Consider the following 17,851-nt stretch of genomic DNA (forward strand, 5'->3'; position numbering starts at 1 on the left):
TGCAACGACCCCCCGAAACCGCCGTCGGCGGGAGGTGCCCTTCACGCCGTCTCGTCGTGGGTCAGGACTGCTCGACGCGGACCCAGTCGATGAGGTAGCGGACCTCGCCGGAGGCGATGCGGTCCACAGTGGACTGCGGCAGGCCGAAGTACGGCTCCGTCACGCCGTTGACGCCGTTCGGGTAGGTCCCGCCCAGGGCGAAGTTGAGGATCAGGAAGTGCGGGTCGTCGTAGGCCCACGTCCAGCCGTTGCCCTCGATCTCCGCGCGGGTGACCCGGTAGGTCTCGGTGTCGTCGACGGAGAAGGTGATGCCGTCCGGGGTCCAGTCGGCCCGGTAGACGTGCCAGTCAGCGGGGTCCTGGCCCGCGAAGTCTTGCTGCGCGGTGAACGGCGTGTCGCCGTGGTACTCCGGGCCGTGCAGCGCCGAGCTCGTCCACGGCTCACCGACGTGCTCCATCACGTCGATCTCGCCGCACTCCGGCCACGGCTTGCCGTTGTCGATGTTCGCGCCCAGCGACCACCACGCGGGCCACAACCCGCTGCCCGTGGCGTTCTCCGGGAGCTTGATCCGGGCCGAGTAGCTGCCGTAGGTGAACTCGACCTTGTCCTGCGTCTTGACCCGGCCGGAGATGAAGTCGTAGGTCTGCCCGTCCGGGGCCTGGGTGCCGGGCGCGTAGCGGGGGTGCAGCGCGAGCGCGCCGTTCTGCGCGCCGGTGCTCGCGTCGTGGTCGATGTAGATGGTGTCGGGGGAGTCGACGTAGGCCTGCTGTTCCTGGTTGACGGTGCTGAAGTTCTCCCCGGTGACCTCGACCGTCCACGTGGAGCGGTCGAGCTCGGACCCGGAGAAGTCGTCGAAGAACACCTCGGCGCGGGGCGCCGCGCTGGCCTGCACCACCGGGACGGCGGTGACCACCGCGAGCGCCGCGGCGGTCGCGAGCAACGTGCGTCGGGACATGCCTGCTCCTTCACCGCGAGGATCGGGGGATCTGCACCGATTGAGTATTCGCGGTGCCCGCGGCCGGCGGGAGTGCTTGGCGAGTTCCGGAACGAGACCTGCGCCTCGGATCTGCCGTCCCGGGCCCGTGCCGGGCGACGGCGAACTAGGGTCTGGCGCGAGCATCGGGAGGAGCGAGATGGTCATCTTCGGTATCGCGCTGGTGGTCGCCGCCGTGGTCGGGTTCTTCTTCATGCGCAGGGCGCGCGACCGGCTGCACGCGATGATCGGCACCGAGACCCTGCCGGTGAGCGAACTGGAACGGCTGCGCCAGGTCTCCGACGAGCTCGGTGCGCGCGGGGGCTTCCGCAAGGTCTGCGAGGTGGTCGGCGCGGCGCACCCGAGCCCGGAGGGGCCGCTGAAGTCCGAGCTCAGCGGGACCGAGTGCGTGTGGCACCGGCACGTGGTCAAGCGCCGCTACGAGCACGTGCAGTACCGGGACGGGCGCCGGCACGTCAGCCGCCGCACCGAGGTCGTCGCGCAGCGCACCTCGTGGCAGGGCTACGCGATCCGCGACGACGAGGGGACGCTGATCGGCGTCGACCCCAACGGGACCGACCCGGACCGCCCGGAGCAGGTGGTCAACCGGTTCGAGCCGTACCGGCCGCAGGGGCCCTCGCTGTTCGGCATCCAGCTGCCGAACATCTTCGACACCAGCAGCACCATCGGCTACGAGTACCAGGAGTGGGTGATCCGCCCCGGCCAGCGGCTGTACGTCCTCGGCGAGGTGCACGACAAGATCGGCCCGCTGGTGATCGGCAAGCCCGAGCAGGGTGGCCACTTCATCATCTCGACCCGCTCCGAGGAGGAGGTCCGCGCGAGCACCCGCACCCAGCACAGGGCGCTGGCCATCGGGATCCCCATCGCGGCGGTGGCCGGGCTCGTGCTGGTCGTGGTCGGCGCGATCAGCTGAAGCCTCGGGTCAGCTGCGGGTGCGCAGCGACGCGGCCAGCATGAGCACGCCGACCACCACCGCGGTCAGCGCCAGCAACCACTGCACCTGAGCGCCGAGGCCGAACAGCAGCGCGCCCGCGACGGTGACCGCGGCCAGCCCGCCCACCAGGGTCACCAGGTCCGGACTGCTGTCCCGGCGCGCGGTGTTGCGTTCGTCAGCCACGGGTGACCTCCACGCTCCCCATCCCGACCCGCAGGTCGAGCACCAACTGACCGCCGCCGGGGCCGTCCGCGCCCAGGTCGGTGGTGACCCGGTCCACGGTGCCCTCGACCGACGGGCCCAGGCACCGCACGTCCCCCATCTCCGCGTGGCACGACGCGGTGGTGTCCACGCCCTCCGGCAACCGCACGACGATGTCCCCGGCGCCCACGGTGGCCGCGGTGGAGACCGCCTCGTCCTCGACGAGCTGCAGCTCGCGCAGGTCCAGCGTGATCGTCCCGGCCGACAGCTCGTAGTCGGGGTCCAGCTCCTCCGCGGTCGCGGGGCGGACGGTGCGCTCGTCGAGGGCGTCGTCGACCACGTCCACGTCCTCCGGCGCCGTGGACGCCAGCACCGCCACGGCCGCCAGCGGGACCGCCGCGACGAACAGCCCCCGCCCGCTGCGCAGGAACGCGCCGGCGACCATCCCCAGCCCCACCACGCCGAGCGCGAAGGCCAGGGAGATGTGCAGCGGGGCCCCCAGCGAGCTGGTCAGACCCCCGGCGAAGGCCGCCAGCACCAGCGTCGCCCAGGTGAGCCAGCGGTGCGTCGCGCGGTCCGGCTCCGGAGGTTCGGGATCGCTCGGTTCCGGCAGGTCCCAGGCGAACGGTGCGGCGCCGAGCGGGTCCCAGGACGGCGGGGTCCGCGTCGCCAGCTGCTCGGTCGGCGCGGCGTCGGGGCGGACCTCGGTGGTCGCGTCGGCCGGCGCCGCCGCGGTGGCGGTCGACGGCGTGCCGCGGTCCCCGTAGGCGTGGTGCAGCAGGTAGTACGCGCCCAGGCCCACCGCGAGCCCGATGATGGACGGCGAGGTGGCCAGCCAGAACACGCTCGGGATCAGCAGCACCACCAGGAACACCGCGAGCGTGCTCGAGGTCGGCTCCGGCGGCGGCTTGGGCCGGCCGGGCACCGGGTCGCCCTCCTTCGGGAACAGCAACCAGCCCAGCAGGTAGAGCACCAGGCCCGCGCCGCCGTAGAGAGCGGCCAGGACGAAGGCGACCCGCACCAGGATGGGGTCGACGCCGTACCGGAGGCCGATCGCGGTCGCCACCCCGCCCACCTTGCCGCCGGAACGCGGGCGGACCGGGCGGGTCTCCCACATGTCCCGCAAGGTGCCCTCGAACGACGCGGGACTGGCGTGCTTCGTGGTGCTCATGGCCCCACTATCGGTCCTCGACGGCGCCCGGAGCATCAGGGACGCCCCTGATGTGGCCCGGAAGCTCAGGGTCCGTCCCTGATGCCCGCGATCGCGCGACCGTGTGACCATGACGTCGTGAGAGACCAGCGCAACCAGCAGCCCGCGGACCCCGGGCAGGGAGCCGCCACGAAGCCGATGGCGCAGCGCCCCCGGAGCGTGGCGCAGCTGCGCCGGCGCCGCGGCGGTCGCCTGGTCGCCGGGGTCGCGGGCGGGGTGGCCGACCACCTCGGGTGCCCGGTGCTGTGGGTGCGCGGCGCGTTCGCCGTGCTCGCGGTGTGCGGCGGGGCCGGAGTCCTGGCGTACGCGCTGCTGTGGGTCTTCGTGCCGCAGTCCACCGCGGCCGGGGAACCGATGTCGACCAAGGAGCGGCAGCAGGGCTTCGGCGTGATCCTGCTCTGCCTCGGCGCGATGGTCGCGGTCGGCGGGGTGTTCTCGATGCCCGCCTGGCTGGCCACACCGCTGGTGGTGGTGCTGGTCGGCGCAGCCGTGGTGTGGCGGGAGGCCGACGAGTCGCAGCGCCGCCGCTGGCGGCAGGGCGCGCGCACCAACGTGGTCGGTGCGCTGCTCGGCGGGGGCGGCCGGTCCGCCGTGATCCGCGTGCTCGCCGGCGCGGCCCTGGTCGTGGTGGGCATCGTGGTGCTGCTGGTGGGCTCGACGTCGATGGACGAGGTGCGCTTCGCCCTGCTCGCGGTGGGCGCGACGCTGGTCGGCGTCGCGGTGCTGACGGTGCCGTGGTGGGTGCGCCTGGTGCGGGACCTCGACATCGAGCGCGCCAGCCGGATCCGCTCCCAGGAGCGCGCCGAGATCGCGGCGCACCTGCACGACTCGGTGCTGCAGACCCTGGCGCTGATCCAGAAGCAGGCGTCGTCCGAGCGCGAGGTGCGCCGGCTGGCCCGCGGGCAGGAGCGCGAGCTGCGGAACTGGCTGTACGGGCCGGACGGCTACGGCGCGCAGCGGCCGGCGGTGGAGGACAGCCGGCCCGCCACCACGCTGTCCGCGGAGCTGGCCCGCATCTGCGGGGAGGTGGAGGACAGCTTCGCCATCGAGGTGCAGCAGGTGGTCGTCGGGGACTGCGAGCTCGACGAGCGGCTGTCCGCGCAGCTGGCCGCGGCGCGGGAGGCGATCGTCAACGCCGCCAAGCACGCCGGGGTCGCCGAGGTGAGCGTGTACGCGGAGGTGGAGGCCGCGCAGGTCTCGGTGTACGTCCGCGACCGCGGCAGCGGGTTCGACCCGGACAGCGTGCCCGCCGACCGGCACGGCCTGGCCGACTCGATCCACGGCCGGATGCGGCGGCACGGCGGCACGGTCAAGGTGCGCACCTCGCCCGGCGGGGGCACCGAGGTGCAGATGGAGATGCCGAGGGCGGCGGCGTGATCGTGGCGTACGCTGCGGGCGAGGCGAGCGAGGGAGGCTGGTGACCGTGACCGCTGGAGACGCGACCGCTCCGCACCCCGTCCGGGTGTTCCTGGTCGACGACCACGCGCTGTTCCGCACCGGGGTGCGCGCCGAGCTGGCCGCCGCCGAGCAGGTCGAGGTGGTGGGGGAGGCCGGGTCGGTCGCCGAGGCGGTCGCCGGGATCGCGCACTACCAGCCCGAGGTGGTGCTGCTCGACGTGCACATGCCCGACGGCGGCGGCGCCGAGGTGCTGCGCCAGGTGCGCCCCCGGCAGCCAGAGGTGGTGTTCCTGGCGCTGTCGGTGTCCGACGCGGCGGAGGACGTGATAGCGGTGATCCGCGGCGGTGCCCGCGGCTACGTCACCAAGACCATCTCCGGGCGGGAGCTCGCCGACGCGATCGTGCGGGTGCACGGCGGGGACGCGGTGTTCTCGCCGCGCCTGGCGGGTTTCGTGCTGGACGCCTTCTCCGAGGGCCCGGGGTCGGCGCCGGTCGGCGACCCCGAGCTGGACCTGCTCACCCCGCGCGAGCGCGAGGTGCTGCGGTTGCTGGCGCGCGGGTACGCGTACAAGGAGATCGCCTCGGAGCTGTACATCTCGGTGAAGACGGTGGAGACGCACGTGTCCAGCGTCCTGCGCAAGACGCAGCTGTCGAACCGCTACGAGCTGTCCCGCTGGGCCACCGACCGCCGCCTGGTGTGAGGCCGCGACCGTCCGATGTGGACGGCCGCGCCGGGTGGCCCGGCGTCAGTTCCGCTTGTCGGTGTTGATCTTCGGGTCGCCGTCCGGCGTGGCGACCATGCCGAGCACGTGCTGCTCGACGATCTCCTTGCCCTTCTTGGTGAACTGCAGCGTCACGACGACGTTCGCCCCGGACCGCACCGGGTCGCCGATGATCGTGACGTCGTCGATGGACTTCCAGAACGCCTCGTAGCGGTCCTTGCCCTGATCCCGCAGCTTCGGGCCGAGCAGCTCCCACGCCTGGTCGAGCTTCTTCGGCACCAGCGAGTAGTACTTCTTCACCACCGCGATGAGCTCGGCTGACGACGGCTGCTTCGCGGTGGTCGTCGGCGCCGCGCTCGTGGTCGGCGCTGCGGAGGTGGTGGCCGGGGCGGAGGAGGGAGCCGGGGCCGGGGCGGAGGACGGCGCGGGCGCCTGCGTCGGTGCGGGCTGGCTCTGCGGGGAGTCGTCGCCGAAGGCGTTCGCGGCGAGCACGCCCACCAGGACCGCGACCACGATCGCCACCACCCACATCGCCGCCTGGCGGTAGTTGCGCCGCGGCGCGGGTTCCGCGGCCGGCACCGCGCTGCCGACCACCGTCGGTGGGTTGCTGCCGCTCGGCGGCCCCACCCGGGTCGCCGCGGCCGGCGGCGGGGTGCGCGGCGGGCTCGCCGCGGGGCGCTGCCAGCCCGCGCTCGGCGAGGCGTTCGGGATCGGGCGGCCGTCGAGCACCGCCTGCAGCAGGTCGCGGGCCTGGGCCATGGTGGGCCGGTCCACCGGGTCCGGCCGCAGCATCTGCATCAGCGCGGGGGTCATCGGACCGGCCTGCCGGGGCGGGTCGAACTGCCCGCGCGCCACCCGGTGCAGCAGGCTGATCGCGTTCTCGTCGGTGCCGAACGGCGGGCCGCCCTCGATCGCCGCGTACAGCGTCGAGCCCAGCGAGAAGACGTCCGAGGCCGGGGCCGGGTCGCGGCCCAGCGCCACCTCGGGGGCCAGGTAGGCGGGCGTGCCCGCCAGGATGCCGCTCTTGGTGACCGCCACGTCCCCGATCGCCCGGGAGATGCCGAAGTCGGTGATCTTGGCGATGTCGTTCTCGCCGAGCAGCACGTTGCCCGGCTTGAGGTCGCGGTGCACGATGCCGGCCATGTGCGCGGCGGCGAGCGCGCTGGCCACCTGCACGCCGATCCGGGCCACCTGGAGCGGGGGCAGGGTGCCCTGCTCGTCGATGACCGACGCGAGGCTTCGCGAGGGCAGGTACTCCATGACCAGCACGGGCTGGCCCTCGTCCTCCGCGACGTCGAACACGCAGATCGCGTTCTGGTGCTGCAGACGTGCGGCGATGCGTCCCTCGCGCATCGAGCGCTGACGAGCTTCTTCGGTCTCCTCGGGGGTGTAGCCCGGTTGCAGCAAGAGCTGCTTCACCGCGACCGTGCGGTGCAGGCGCTCGTCGATGGCCTGCCACACCACTCCCATGGCGCCGCTGCCGATCTGCTGCTGCAAGCGGTACCGGCCTGCGATCAAACGACCTTCGGCGCTCACCGGTTCTCCTGGTACTGGCTGTGCTGCCTGATCTGCGTGTGTTCCGTTCCCGGACTGACCGGACCCCCGTGGCCAGCTGTCACTCAACGGTGTGCAACGTTACTGGGCACCAGCCTCACCGCTGCACACGGGGCGACGAAAGAACACGGCCGGGGCCCTCACCTCGCGGTGAGCGCCCCGGCCGGTGCTGGTCGATCGGTTCAGTCGCTGCCCTCGGACCCGGCGTCGGAGTCCGACGGCTGCGTGGTCGGCTCCTCCTCCGGTTCGGACGTCGGCGTGCTCTTCGACGTGGTCGTCTCCTTGGACGTCGTCGTCGGGTCCGAGCTGGTGGTCGTCCTCGACGTGGTGGTCGGCGTCTCCTCCTCCGAGGTGACGTCGTCCTCCGACGTCGGGACGTTCTGCGTCGTGGGCGGCAGCTCGTCCGCGGTCGTCTCCACCGGCTCGGTCGGCGGCGGAGCGATCTCGCTGGTCGGCTGCTCGTTGCCCACCGGCCCCGGCTGGTTGTTGTTCATCAGCGCCGAGGTCACCAGCACCGCGATGACGGCGACCGCGACCAGCGCGATGCCCGAGATCACCACGGGCCGCTTGCTCCGGCGCGGCTCCTCGTAGATCGCCGCGTCACCGCGGGTGTCCGAGCCCATGTACGAGGTGGCGTCCTCGTACGGCCGCTCCGAGTACGGGTCGTCCTCGAAGTAGGCGGTGGTGCCGTCCTGGCCCACGACGCTCGTCGCCTGCTCGGCCGGGGGCTCCGGCGCCAGCGCGGGCGGGATCGGCGCGGCCACCGCGGGGATCGAGCTCGCCGACCCGCCGTCGGCCACGGCCTGCAGCATCTCCCGGACCTGCGCCATGTTCGGCCGGTCCTCGACGCGGGCGGCCATCATCGCCATCAGCGGGTGGGTCATCGGCCCGGCCTGCTGCGGCGGCTCGATCCGGCCCGCGGCCACCGCGTGCAGCAGCGCGAGGGTGTTCTCGTTCAGCCCGAACGGCGGGTGGCCCTCGATGGCGGCGTACAGCGTCGCGCCGAGCGAGAAGACGTCGGAGGCGGGCGTCGGCTCCTGGCCCATCGCCACGTCCGGCGACAGGTAGGCGGGCGTGCCCGCGAGCATCCCGGTCTTGGTGACCTGCACGTCGCCCTGCGCCCGCGAGATGCCGAAGTCGGTGATCTTCACGTCACCGTTGTCGCCGAGCAGGATGTTGCCCGGCTTGATGTCGCGGTGCACCACGCCTGCCGCGTGCGCGGCACCCAGCGCCGAGGCGACCTGCGCACCGATCCGCGCCACCTCCCGCGGCGGCAGCGGTCCGTGCTCGGACATCATCGCCGCGAGGCTGGTGGAGGGCAGGTACTCCATGACCAGGACCGGCTGCCCCTCGTCCTCGGCCACGTCGTAGACCGAGATGGCGTTCGGGTGCTGGAGCCGGGCCGCGATCCGGCCTTCCCGCATGGCTCGCTGCCGCGCTTCCTCGGCCTCACCCGGATCCAATCCGGGCTGCAGGAGCAACTGCTTGACCGCGACCGTGCGGTGCAGGCGTTCGTCCACACACTCCCACACCACGCCCATCGCGCCACTGCCGATGCGTCGCTGCACTCGGTAGCGTCCGGCGACCAGGCGACCTTCGTCGCTCACCGACGTCTCCCCGTACTGCTATCGATGCCCAGCGGGGTCCGCGGGGATCCGGGATGATGGTCCCGGCACGCAGCCCACCGGACATCGGCGGATTTGGCGGACCGGCTCCGGTCCTCCGACACGTACACGTTCTCACCGCGGACCGGGTTGGCCTGGTGGGCCGACGACCGGACCGCGTTACGGGAGCCTAGCCGACGCGGCATCGGCGTAGGTCCGAACTGGGAAAGATCTGTGCGCGCTGCCAAGACGTTACGCGGCCGTGTCATCCCAGTCGCCCGATCGGGGTGAGTCTCACAGCCGTTTGCGCAGGTGATGTCGGCCGCGGTGGGTCGAGCGGGCGGGTTGCGCAGGGTGTCCCGCACGGGGTCTGCCGGCGGCTGCACCCGGGGTGCCCGGTTCGCCCCGGTCCGTGCCACCGGGGTCCGGCGCGCGACGGTCGTTGTCGCATTGTTGTCTGGCGGGCGCCGCGGGCGGGTGAGTCAGCGCGACGTGGTGTGCCGCGCCCAGAGCAGTTCGGCGCCGGTGATCTTGGGGTCGGAGTCGGGGTCGACGGTCAGCCGCTGCCGCAGCAGCACCTGGTCACCGGCCGGGTAGCGCACCTCGACCTCCGCCAGCACCGCGCCGTCCGGCTCGACCCGCGTCCGGGGGTGCACCGACTCGGCGTCGCGCCACGCCCGCACCAGCGCGGTCCGCTGCCCGGTGAGGAGGTCCGGGTCGACCGAGTCCAGCGCGGCGGGCACGTCGTGCGGCAGGCGGCGGTAGAACTCGTCGACCACGGCCCGGGCCGACTCGACGCTGCCCGCCGCCGGGTTGGCCGACATCAGCTGCGGCTCCTCCGGCTGCTCGACGGCGGGATCCTCGGTCGCGTCGTCGGTGGGGGCCACCTCGGCGGTGAACGGCCAGCGGGCGTCCCGCACCAGGTCGGGGCGGAGCGCGAGGCCTCCCTCGAGCGCTGTCACGTGGGCGGTCGTTCGGGGTGCGGGGGCGGGACCCGCGACGATCGTGGAGGTCGCGACGGCCGCGCCGACCAGCAGCAGCACCGCCAGCGTGCCGAAGGCCAGCCGGCTGGTCAGCGGGAGCGCGCCCGAGCACTGGTCGGCGAGCGCGTCGGCCAGCCGCTCGCGCTGCGCGAGGGGAGAGCGCCGGAGCAGCTCGGCCACGCTGACCGAGCCCGGTGACGCGTGGTCGCGCCGACGACCGTGCGAGGGAAACTCCACGGCGTGAACACGTACTCCGCTGCCCGCCCACGCTGAAAGGGATGCCGTGGAGTTCACCGGAAGGAGGGCGTGCGACTCATCGAACGGAGCAATGCCGAGCACTGTCCGTGACCGGTGTGGTCAGGAAACTCGTTCGTCCGCAGTGATCAACGGGTCGTCGCCCCGCGTGTAGCGGAGCCGGTGCCGCTCGGTGTGCACGGAGCCGTCCGTCGTGGTCACCCGCAGCGTGTGCACCGAGCTGGTCGGGGTCACGTAGACGTCGACGACCTCGACGGTCCGGACCCCGGCGTACCGGGCGGCGAAGGCCTCGAAGCCCTCGTCGCGCAGCGGCCCGGCGGTCTGCGCGTAGGCCTCCGGCAGGTCCTCCCGCCCGATCGCGGCGAAGTAGGAGCCGCCGCGCTGCTCCATCTCCGCGGGGTCGGTGAACGCCAGCAGCAGCGGCGGCACCTCGGTGCTGGGGGGACGCGGGGCGCTCGTGGTCGGCGTCGGGCCGGCCGAGCCGGTGGCCTCCCCGGGCGGCGGTGCGGGCGCGGTCGTGCCGGAGCCCGTGGGGCGATCACCGGGCGCGACGGGCAGCACCGAGCCGGTCGGCAGCACCGCCTGCGGCCGCGTCGGGTCGCCGGTGAGGAAGTAGCGGTCGCGCTCCTCGTCCGGCAGCAGCGGGGGGTACTCGCCGGCGCGGGGCATGCTCGGCAGGTCCAGTCCCTCGATCGTCGTGGAGCTGCTCGCCAGCATCGAGGTGACCAGCACCAGCCCGCCCAGGGCCGCCGCGGAGGAGGCGATGGCGAACCACGCCGCCTGCCGCCAGCTGCGCGGCGGGGTGACCGAGGCGGGCACCATGCCCAGGTCGAACTTGTGCAGGCCGCCGACCGGTGCGGTGTCCACCAGCGGGTCGGTCTCGGCCTCAGCGCGGGGTGCGGGGGTCCAGCCGGCCGACGACCCGGTCTTGCGGTGCCGGCCGCGGGGCGGGGTCTGCGAGGCCGGCGGCCAGTCGAGCTGGCCGCTCCAGCCGAGGGTTCTGCCGCTGTCCATCGGGGGTCTCGACTTCCTGGGACTCGGGGGACGTCACGACGTGTCGACCACGTGGAAGGCCTCGGCCAGCCGGCCCGGCATCCCGTGCCGCTCGGCGGTGCGCGCGAGGTGCTGCTCGATCGCGTCGGGCAGGTCGGGTCGGTGCGCGGTCTGCGAGCGGTGCGCGGCGAGCGCCGCGAGCTTGGCCTTGATGTGGTCGGTGATGTCGACCGCGTGGTTGATCCGCTCCTCGGGCGCTTCGGACATCCACAGCTGGCTGACGGTCCACGGCTCGTAGCCGGCTTCGAGCAGTTCGGGGAAGGCGAAGGCGTTGCGCGCGTCGGGGTAGACGGCGGCCAGCGTCGCCTCGCCGACCGCGCGGTGGTCCGGGTGCGACACCACCAGGTGCGACCAGTTGATCTCGGGGGAGTGCGTGAGCACCCGCTGCGGCCGGACCTCGCGGATCACCTTCGCGATGTCCCGGCGCAGCCCGATGTCGGCGACGACCCGCCCGTCCTGGTGGCCGAGGAAGCGCACGTCGGAGACGCCGACGGCCGCGGCGGCGGCGCGCTGCTCCTCCCGCCGCAGGCGCGCCATCTCCTCGCGGGGCGTGCTGTCGAACCCACCTGCGTCGCCCGACGTGCAGATGCAGTACGTGACCTCCACGCCCGCGGCCACCCAGGTGGCCACGGTGCCGGCGGAGCCGAAGTCGACGTCGTCGGGGTGCGCGGTGACCACGAGAGCGCGCTCGATCCCGGTGCTCGATCCCGGCGGAGTGGTCATGGTCACAGCCTACGGTGCAGGCGCAACGACTCCGGAGCGGGGTCGATGGTGGACTCAGAGTGACGAAAGTGGGGCGTTCGGTGGCACCGGCTCCACCGAACAGCCCAGCGGAGTGAGACCGATCAGTACTGGCCGTTGCGGAAGCGGCTCTGCGACGTTTGGAGCGCCTTGACCGAGCCGATGCCGCCGCCCGCGCCCAGCAGCATCGCGAAGACGTCCGCGCCGAACCCGCCGCCCGCGGCGATCAGGAACGCCAGCAGCGTCACGCCCAGCCCGACCCCGGCGACGGGGAACCGCTTCTTGGCGAACTCGACGGCGGGCTGGCCACCGGCCCGCTTCTTCGCCGCCGAGCTCAGCATCGCGAGGTAGCCGGCGTGCCCGGCGGCGGCGAGCAGGGCGGCGAGGGTCACGAGGAAGGCCACGAGAGCAACCATGCGCACAGTCTGCCTCGTCCCGGCCTTGCCCGGTATGGGTGATATCCCTGAATCTCCGTCGCCGGGCCCCGGGGCGGGCGCGGCTCACCCCGGCCGGGAGGGCGGTCCGCTGGGGGAGCGGGACGAAGTGGTTGCGCTCAGCCCCTGGATTGAGACGGGCGTCACGCCTAGGTTCTGAAGGCTATGAGTGATCGCTCGACCGGAACGGATCGAACCGACACTGCGCCCGCCGTCGACCTGGCGGGCAAGCGAGCGCTGGTCACCGGGGCGGCCAGTGGCATCGGCGCCGCGGTGGCCCGCCGGCTGGTGGGCGCCGGGGCGGAGGTCGTCGCCGTCGACAAGGCCGCGGCCGAGCTCGAGGCGCTGGCCGCCGAGATCGGCGCCGAAGCGCGGGTGGTCGACCTCGACTCCCCGGACGCCGCCGGGCGCCTCGGCAGCGGCGTCGACATCGTGGTCAACAACGCGGGATCGCAGCACGTGGCGCCGATCCACGAGTTCCCGACCGACGTCTTCGCCACCATGCTGCGGGTGATGGTGGAGTCGCCGTTCCGGATCGTGCGCGCGGCCCTGCCGGGCATGTACCGCCGGGGCTGGGGCCGGATCATCAACGTCTCCTCCGTGCACGGCCTGCGCGCCTCGCCGTACAAGAGCGCCTACGTGACGGTCAAGCACGCCATCGAAGGGCTGTCCAAGGTGATCGCGCTGGAGGGCGCGAACTACGGCGTGACCTCGAACTGCGTGTGCCCCGGCTTCGTGCGCACGCCGCTGGTGGAGCGGCAGGTCGCCGAGCAGGCCCGGCTGCACCGGGTGCCCGAGGCCCAGGTCGTGGAGGACGTCCTGCTGGCCCGCACCCCGGTGAAGCGGCTGGTGGAACCCGACGAGGTCGCCGCGCTCGCGCTCTGGCTGTGCGGCCCCGGCACCGCGTCGGTCAGCGGCGCGTCGTTCCCGATCGACGGCGGCTGGACCGCGAACTGATCAGACCCGGCTCCCCCACCACCGGCGCCCGTCCGGTGGTGGGGGCGGTGGAGGCAACGGAGCCCGGCTCGGCAGAGAGGACAGCGCGATGACCACCGAGTCCACCCCGACGAGAACGTCGACCGCGCGCGTGGTGGTGGCGAGCCTCGTCGGCACCACCGTCGAGTGGTACGACTTCTTCCTCTACGGCTCAGCGGCCGCCCTGGTGTTCAACAAGCTGTTCTTCCCGGCGGACGACCCGCTGGTGGGCACCATGCTCGCGTTCATCACCTACGCGGTGGGGTTCGTCGCGCGGCCGCTCGGCGGGCTCGTGTTCGGCCACTTCGGTGACCGGCTCGGCCGCAAGAAGCTGCTGGTGCTGAGCCTGGTCATGATGGGCGGCGCCACGTTCCTGATCGGCCTGCTGCCCACGTACCAGTCCATCGGGGTGGCCGCGCCGCTGCTGCTGACCGTGCTCCGCCTGGTGCAGGGCTTCGCCATCGGCGGCGAGTGGGGTGGGGCGGTGCTCATCGTCTCCGAGCACGGGTCCGCCGCCCACCGCGGCTTCTGGGCGTCGTGGCCGCAGGCCGGGGTGCCGCTGGGCAACCTGCTGGGCACCGCGGTGCTGGCGGTGCTGGCCGCGGTGCAGAGCGACGCGGCGTTCCTGGCCTGGGGCTGGCGGGTCGCGTTCCTGCTGTCCGGCGTCCTGGTGCTGATCGGCCTGTGGGTGCGGCTGGCGGTCGCGGAGTCGCCGCTGTTCCTGGAGGCGGCGAACGAGGCCGCGGAGCGGGGCGTGGCGGACAAGCCGCCGGTCCTGGAGGTGCTGCGCCGGTACCGCAGCGAGGTCCTCACCGCGATGGGTGCGCGGTTCGCGGAGAACGTCGTCTACTACGTGCTGACCTCGTTCGTGCTCACCTACGTCGCGACGTTCCTGGAGCTGCCGCGCGGCCTGGCGCTGAACGCCTCGCTGATCGCCGCGGTGGTGCACTTCATCAGCATCCCGCTGTGGGGCGCGCTGTCGGACCGGGTGGGGCGGCGCCCGGTGTACCTGGTGGGCGCGGTCGGCACCGGCCTGTGGGCGTTCGCGTTCTTCTTCATGATGGACACCAAGTCCTTCGCCGCGATCACCATCGCCACCACGATCGGGTTGGTCTTCCACGGCGCGATGTACGGCCCGCAGGCCGCCTTCTTCGCAGAGCTCTTCGGTACCCGGGTCCGGTACTCGGGGGCGTCGATCGGTTACCAGCTGGCGTCGATCGTGGCCGGGTCGCTGGCCCCGATCATCGCGACCGCGCTGCTGAAGGGCTTCGGCTCGGGGCTGCCGATCTCGATCTACGTGGCGCTGTGCGCGCTGGTCACGACCATCGCGGTGGTGCGGTCCCCGGAGACCCGCGACCGCGACCTGGCCGCCGACCACGGCGTCTGAACCGGGGCGTCAGGGGTCGCCTGGCGAGGACAGCCCGGGCGCGCCGGGCTGCCGCGGCCAGGCGACCGCTGAGCGCCACCTGGAGGTGCGTCAGTGCCCGAGGCGGCCGCGGCCCAGGCGGAGCAGGATCATCGCGAGCTCCCGGCCCTCCGGGCCCAGCTCGCGGTAGCGGGCGAGCACGTCCATCTCGCGGTTGTAGACGATGCGCGGGCCGCCGGCCGCCATGCGGGCCTTGCCGATCTCGCGGGAGACCTCGGCGCGGCGCTTCACCAGGCGCAGGATCTCCGCGTCCAGGCGGTCGATCTCGGCGCGGTGGTCGTCGATCCTCGCGGCGGCCTCCTCGGGCGAGGTCTGCTCGGTCTTCGGCTTCTCACCGTCCACTGTGGCGTTCATCAGGTGTGGTCCTCCGGCTCGGCCCCGGGACCCGGCCCGGGAACGACGAACGCCCCGGGTCCTGGAGGACTCCGGGGCGTTCGTAGTGGTTTTCGAGCTCACGCAGCTACGGGCGCCGGAGTCCCGGGCCCGTAGAAAAACTCGTAGGTCTGCGCTCGCACCCTTCCAGTCTGCCACAACCCGGCGGCGCGCGACGATGAGGTGGGACACTCCTCCCACAGAGTGAACATCCAGGGGTATCGACCACCTGTTCGAGTCAATTCGCTGGCACGTGTGCTGACCTGCGTGGATCGTGGTGCCCATGGAGATCGCGCAGCACCTCGTCCCGAACGTCCGTCCGGTCGCGCGGTGGTCCGCCCGCCCGCCCCGCGCGTCACCGCACGACCGCGCCGAGCCGGGCCCGGGGCGCCCGCACGCACCCGCACGCCACGCGGAGCTGTCCTCCCGCTCGCCACCGTGGTGCACGGCGGGTGTCGGCGGAGGAGCGCCGTGCCACGGGATTCGGGTTCTGTCCGGGGCTGCCGGTAACGTGGGTGGGCGATGAGCGCCCCACTCGACCTCCAGTGGAACGACGACCCGGTGTCGTCCTCCGAACCCGGCCGCTCCGGACAGCGCGAACCGGACCCGGAAGCCCTGCTCGCCGGTCTGAACCCGCAGCAGCGGGACGCCGTGGTGCACACCGGATCGCCGTTGCTGGTCGTGGCCGGTGCGGGCTCGGGCAAGACCCGGGTGCTCACCCACCGCATCGCCTACCTGCTCGCCGGCGGGGTGCACCCGGGCCAGGTCATGGCGATCACCTTCACCAACAAGGCCGCGGCCGAGATGAAGGAGCGCGTCGCCGAGCTGGTCGGGCGCCGGGCCGGTGCGATGTGGGTGTCGACGTTCCACTCGATGTGCGTCCGGGTGCTGCGGCGCGAGGCCAAGGTCCTGGGGCTGTCGTCGAACTTCTCGATCTACGACGCCGATGACTCCCGGCGGCTGATCACCATGGTCGCGCGGGAGCAGGACCTCGACTCCAAGCGCTACCCGGCGCGCACGCTCGCGGTGCACATCTCGAACCTGAAGAACGAGCTGCTGACGCCGGAGGAGGCCGCGGAGCGCGCCGGCGACGACATGGAGCGCAAGGTCGCCCAGGTCTACGCCGCCTACCAGCGCCGTCTCGTCGAGTCCAACTCGATGGACTTCGACGACCTGATCATGCGCACGGTGGAGCTGCTGCAGAACCACCCCGCGGTGGCCGAGCACTACCGGCGGCGGTTCCGGCACGTGCTGGTGGACGAGTACCAGGACACCAACCACGCGCAGTACGTGCTGGTCCGCGAGCTGGTGGGCACCGAGGCGACGGAGAGCGGCGTCGAACCGGCCGAGCTGTGCGTGGTGGGTGACGCCGACCAGTCGATCTACGCCTTCCGCGGCGCCACGATCCGCAACATCGAGGAGTTCGAGCGCGACTACCCGGCGGCCCGGACGATCCTGCTGGAGCAGAACTACCGCTCCACGCAGACGATCCTGTCGGCGGCCAACGCGGTGATCCGGCGCAACCCGAACCGCCGCGACAAGCGGCTGTGGAGCGACGCCGGGGACGGCGACCCCATCGTCGGCTACGTCGCGGACAACGAGCACGACGAAGCGGCGTTCGTGGCCGGCGAGATCGACCGGCTGGTCGACTCCGGCGAGGCGACGTTCAACGACGTCGCGGTGTTCTACCGGACGAACAACCAGTCGCGGGTGTTCGAGGAGGTGTTCATCCGGCTCGGCCTGCCCTACCGCGTCGTCGGCGGGGTGCGCTTCTACGAGCGTCGCGAGGTCCGGGACGCGCTGGCCTACCTGCGGGTGCTGGACAACCCGGACGACACGGTGAGCCTGCGCCGCATCCTCAACGTGCCCAAGCGCGGCATCGGGGACCGGGCGGAGGCCGTGGTCGCTGTGCACGCCGAGCAGGAGCGGATCTCGTTCGCCCAGGCCCTGCGCGACGCCGCCGAAGGCCGGGTGTCGCTGCTGAACACCCGGGCGCGCAACGCGATCTCGGGGTTCGTGGCGCTGCTCGACGAGCTGCACGAGGTGGCGGCGAAGTCCGACGTCGCGGAGACCCTGGAGCAGGTGCTGGAGCGCACCGGCTACCGCGCCGAGCTGGAGGCCAGCGACGACCCGCAGGACGCCACGCGGGTGGAGAACCTGACCGAGCTCGTCACGGTGGCGCGCGAGTTCACCGAGGCGCGCGCGGGCGCGCCGGCGACCAGGGGCGAGGGCGACCCGTCGGCCGAGGCCGTGGTCGGCGCCGCGGTGCCGGCCGCCGAGGACGACGAGGAGACCGCGCTGGGCCTGCCCGCGGACGACTCGCTGTCGGCGTTCCTGGAGCGGGTCTCACTGGTGGCGGACGCGGACTCGCTGCCCGAGTCGGGCGACGGCGTGGTCACCCTGATGACCCTGCACACCGCGAAGGGCCTGGAGTTCCCGGTGGTGTTCTGCACCGGCTGGGAGGACGGGGTGTTCCCGCACATGCGGGCGCTGGGCGAACCGGCCGAGCTGGCGGAGGAGCGCCGGCTGGCCTACGTGGGCATCACCCGGGCCCGGCAGCGGCTGTACCTGTCCCGCGCGCTGACCCGGTCGGCGTGGGGGCAGCCGATGACGAACCCGGCGTCCCGGTTCCTCACCGAGATCCCCGAGGAGCTCATGGACTGGCGCCGGGTCGAGCCGGAGCGCTCCGCCCCGCAGGTCCGCAGCACCTGGGGCAGCCGCGGCGGGCTCGACCGCACCGGGTCGGACTCGGCGCAGGCCGGGGTGGCCGCTCGCGGCATGCGCAGCACCGGCGCGAAGGGCTGGAAGGACACCGTCGCCCTCAAGCTGTCGGCCGGCGACAAGGTCACCCACGACAAGTACGGCCTGGGCACGGTGCTGTCCACCGAGGGCGAGGGGCCGCGGGCGACCGCGACCATCGACTTCGGCAGCGCCGGGACGGTGCGCCTGATGCTCATCGGCAGCGTCCCGATGACCAAGCTCTGAGTCCGGAGTGG

16 protein-coding genes are annotated in these 17,851 nt (G+C 72.9%); 6 read left to right on the plus strand and 10 right to left on the minus strand.

Going from position 1 to position 17,851, the window contains the following annotated elements; genetic code table 11:
- Positions 1-61: 61 nt before the first annotated feature.
- Positions 62-955 carry a glycoside hydrolase family 16 protein gene (locus HNR68_RS06340; protein WP_179718568.1) on the minus strand — a complete coding sequence of 298 codons (894 nt, stop codon included), beginning with the start codon at positions 953-955 and terminating at the stop codon, positions 62-64.
- Between the two features lie 178 nt (positions 956-1,133).
- On the opposite strand from HNR68_RS06340, the gene HNR68_RS06345 reads away from it, so the two are divergent.
- Positions 1,134-1,907 (plus strand): E3 ubiquitin ligase family protein, encoded by a 774-nt coding sequence (locus HNR68_RS06345; RefSeq protein WP_179718570.1) that lies wholly within the window; start codon positions 1,134-1,136, stop codon positions 1,905-1,907.
- Between the two features lie 9 nt (positions 1,908-1,916).
- On the opposite strand, the gene HNR68_RS06350 is transcribed toward HNR68_RS06345, so the two are convergent.
- Positions 1,917-2,111 carry a hypothetical protein gene (locus HNR68_RS06350; RefSeq protein ID WP_179718572.1) on the minus strand — a complete coding sequence of 65 codons (195 nt, stop codon included), beginning with the start codon at positions 2,109-2,111 and terminating at the stop codon, positions 1,917-1,919.
- Positions 2,104-3,300: a PspC domain-containing protein gene (locus HNR68_RS06355; protein WP_179718574.1), complete on the minus strand. Its 1,197-nt coding sequence runs from the start codon at positions 3,298-3,300 to the stop codon at positions 2,104-2,106. The genes HNR68_RS06350 and HNR68_RS06355 overlap by 8 nt, the downstream gene beginning before the upstream one ends.
- A gap of 81 nt (positions 3,301-3,381) precedes the next feature.
- Here HNR68_RS06355 and HNR68_RS06360 point away from each other — a divergent pair, with 81 nt between their 5' ends.
- Entirely contained in the window at positions 3,382-4,716 is a 1,335-nt protein-coding gene (locus HNR68_RS06360) for an ATP-binding protein (RefSeq protein ID WP_179718576.1), read from the plus strand.
- 46 nt (positions 4,717-4,762) lie between these two features.
- Entirely contained in the window at positions 4,763-5,437 is a 675-nt protein-coding gene (locus tag HNR68_RS06365; protein WP_179718578.1) for a response regulator, read from the plus strand.
- 45 nt (positions 5,438-5,482) lie between these two features.
- Here the strand turns inward: HNR68_RS06365 and HNR68_RS06370 are convergent, their stop codons facing one another.
- From HNR68_RS06370 to HNR68_RS06395, 6 genes are all read right to left on the minus strand, one after another.
- Entirely contained in the window at positions 5,483-6,994 is a 1,512-nt protein-coding gene (locus tag HNR68_RS06370; protein WP_179718580.1) for a protein kinase domain-containing protein, read from the minus strand.
- 200 nt (positions 6,995-7,194) lie between these two features.
- On the minus strand, positions 7,195-8,619 hold the full coding sequence (locus HNR68_RS06375) for a protein kinase domain-containing protein (protein ID WP_179718582.1): 1,425 nt from the start codon (positions 8,617-8,619) through the stop codon (positions 7,195-7,197).
- A gap of 479 nt (positions 8,620-9,098) precedes the next feature.
- Positions 9,099-9,779, minus strand: a complete 681-nt coding sequence (locus tag HNR68_RS06380) for a hypothetical protein (protein WP_179718584.1) — start codon at positions 9,777-9,779, stop codon at positions 9,099-9,101.
- Positions 9,780-9,956: 177 nt separating this feature from the next.
- Entirely contained in the window at positions 9,957-10,868 is a 912-nt protein-coding gene (locus HNR68_RS06385) for a hypothetical protein (protein ID WP_179718586.1), read from the minus strand.
- A gap of 33 nt (positions 10,869-10,901) precedes the next feature.
- Positions 10,902-11,630 (minus strand): PIG-L deacetylase family protein, encoded by a 729-nt coding sequence (locus tag HNR68_RS06390; protein ID WP_179718588.1) that lies wholly within the window; start codon positions 11,628-11,630, stop codon positions 10,902-10,904.
- Positions 11,631-11,752: 122 nt separating this feature from the next.
- Positions 11,753-12,064: a hypothetical protein gene (locus HNR68_RS06395; RefSeq protein ID WP_179718590.1), complete on the minus strand. Its 312-nt coding sequence runs from the start codon at positions 12,062-12,064 to the stop codon at positions 11,753-11,755.
- 183 nt (positions 12,065-12,247) lie between these two features.
- Between HNR68_RS06395 and HNR68_RS06400 the strand changes: the two genes are divergently transcribed.
- Both HNR68_RS06400 and HNR68_RS06405 read left to right on the plus strand, forming a co-directional pair.
- Positions 12,248-13,039, plus strand: coding sequence for a 3-hydroxybutyrate dehydrogenase (locus tag HNR68_RS06400; RefSeq protein WP_179718592.1), 792 nt, complete (start codon positions 12,248-12,250; stop codon positions 13,037-13,039).
- An 88-nt stretch (positions 13,040-13,127) separates the two neighbouring features.
- On the plus strand, positions 13,128-14,444 hold the full coding sequence (locus HNR68_RS06405) for an MFS transporter (protein WP_179718594.1): 1,317 nt from the start codon (positions 13,128-13,130) through the stop codon (positions 14,442-14,444).
- A gap of 90 nt (positions 14,445-14,534) precedes the next feature.
- On the opposite strand, the gene HNR68_RS06410 is transcribed toward HNR68_RS06405, so the two are convergent.
- On the minus strand, positions 14,535-14,837 hold the full coding sequence (locus tag HNR68_RS06410) for a chorismate mutase (RefSeq protein WP_179718596.1): 303 nt from the start codon (positions 14,835-14,837) through the stop codon (positions 14,535-14,537).
- A 540-nt stretch (positions 14,838-15,377) separates the two neighbouring features.
- Between HNR68_RS06410 and HNR68_RS06415 the strand changes: the two genes are divergently transcribed.
- Positions 15,378-17,840, plus strand: coding sequence for a UvrD-helicase domain-containing protein (locus HNR68_RS06415; protein ID WP_179718599.1), 2,463 nt, complete (start codon positions 15,378-15,380; stop codon positions 17,838-17,840).
- Positions 17,841-17,851: the final 11 nt, after the last annotated feature.

It is taken from the genome of Saccharopolyspora hordei (assembly GCF_013410345.1).
Taxonomy (GTDB): domain Bacteria; phylum Actinomycetota; class Actinomycetes; order Mycobacteriales; family Pseudonocardiaceae; genus Saccharopolyspora; species Saccharopolyspora hordei.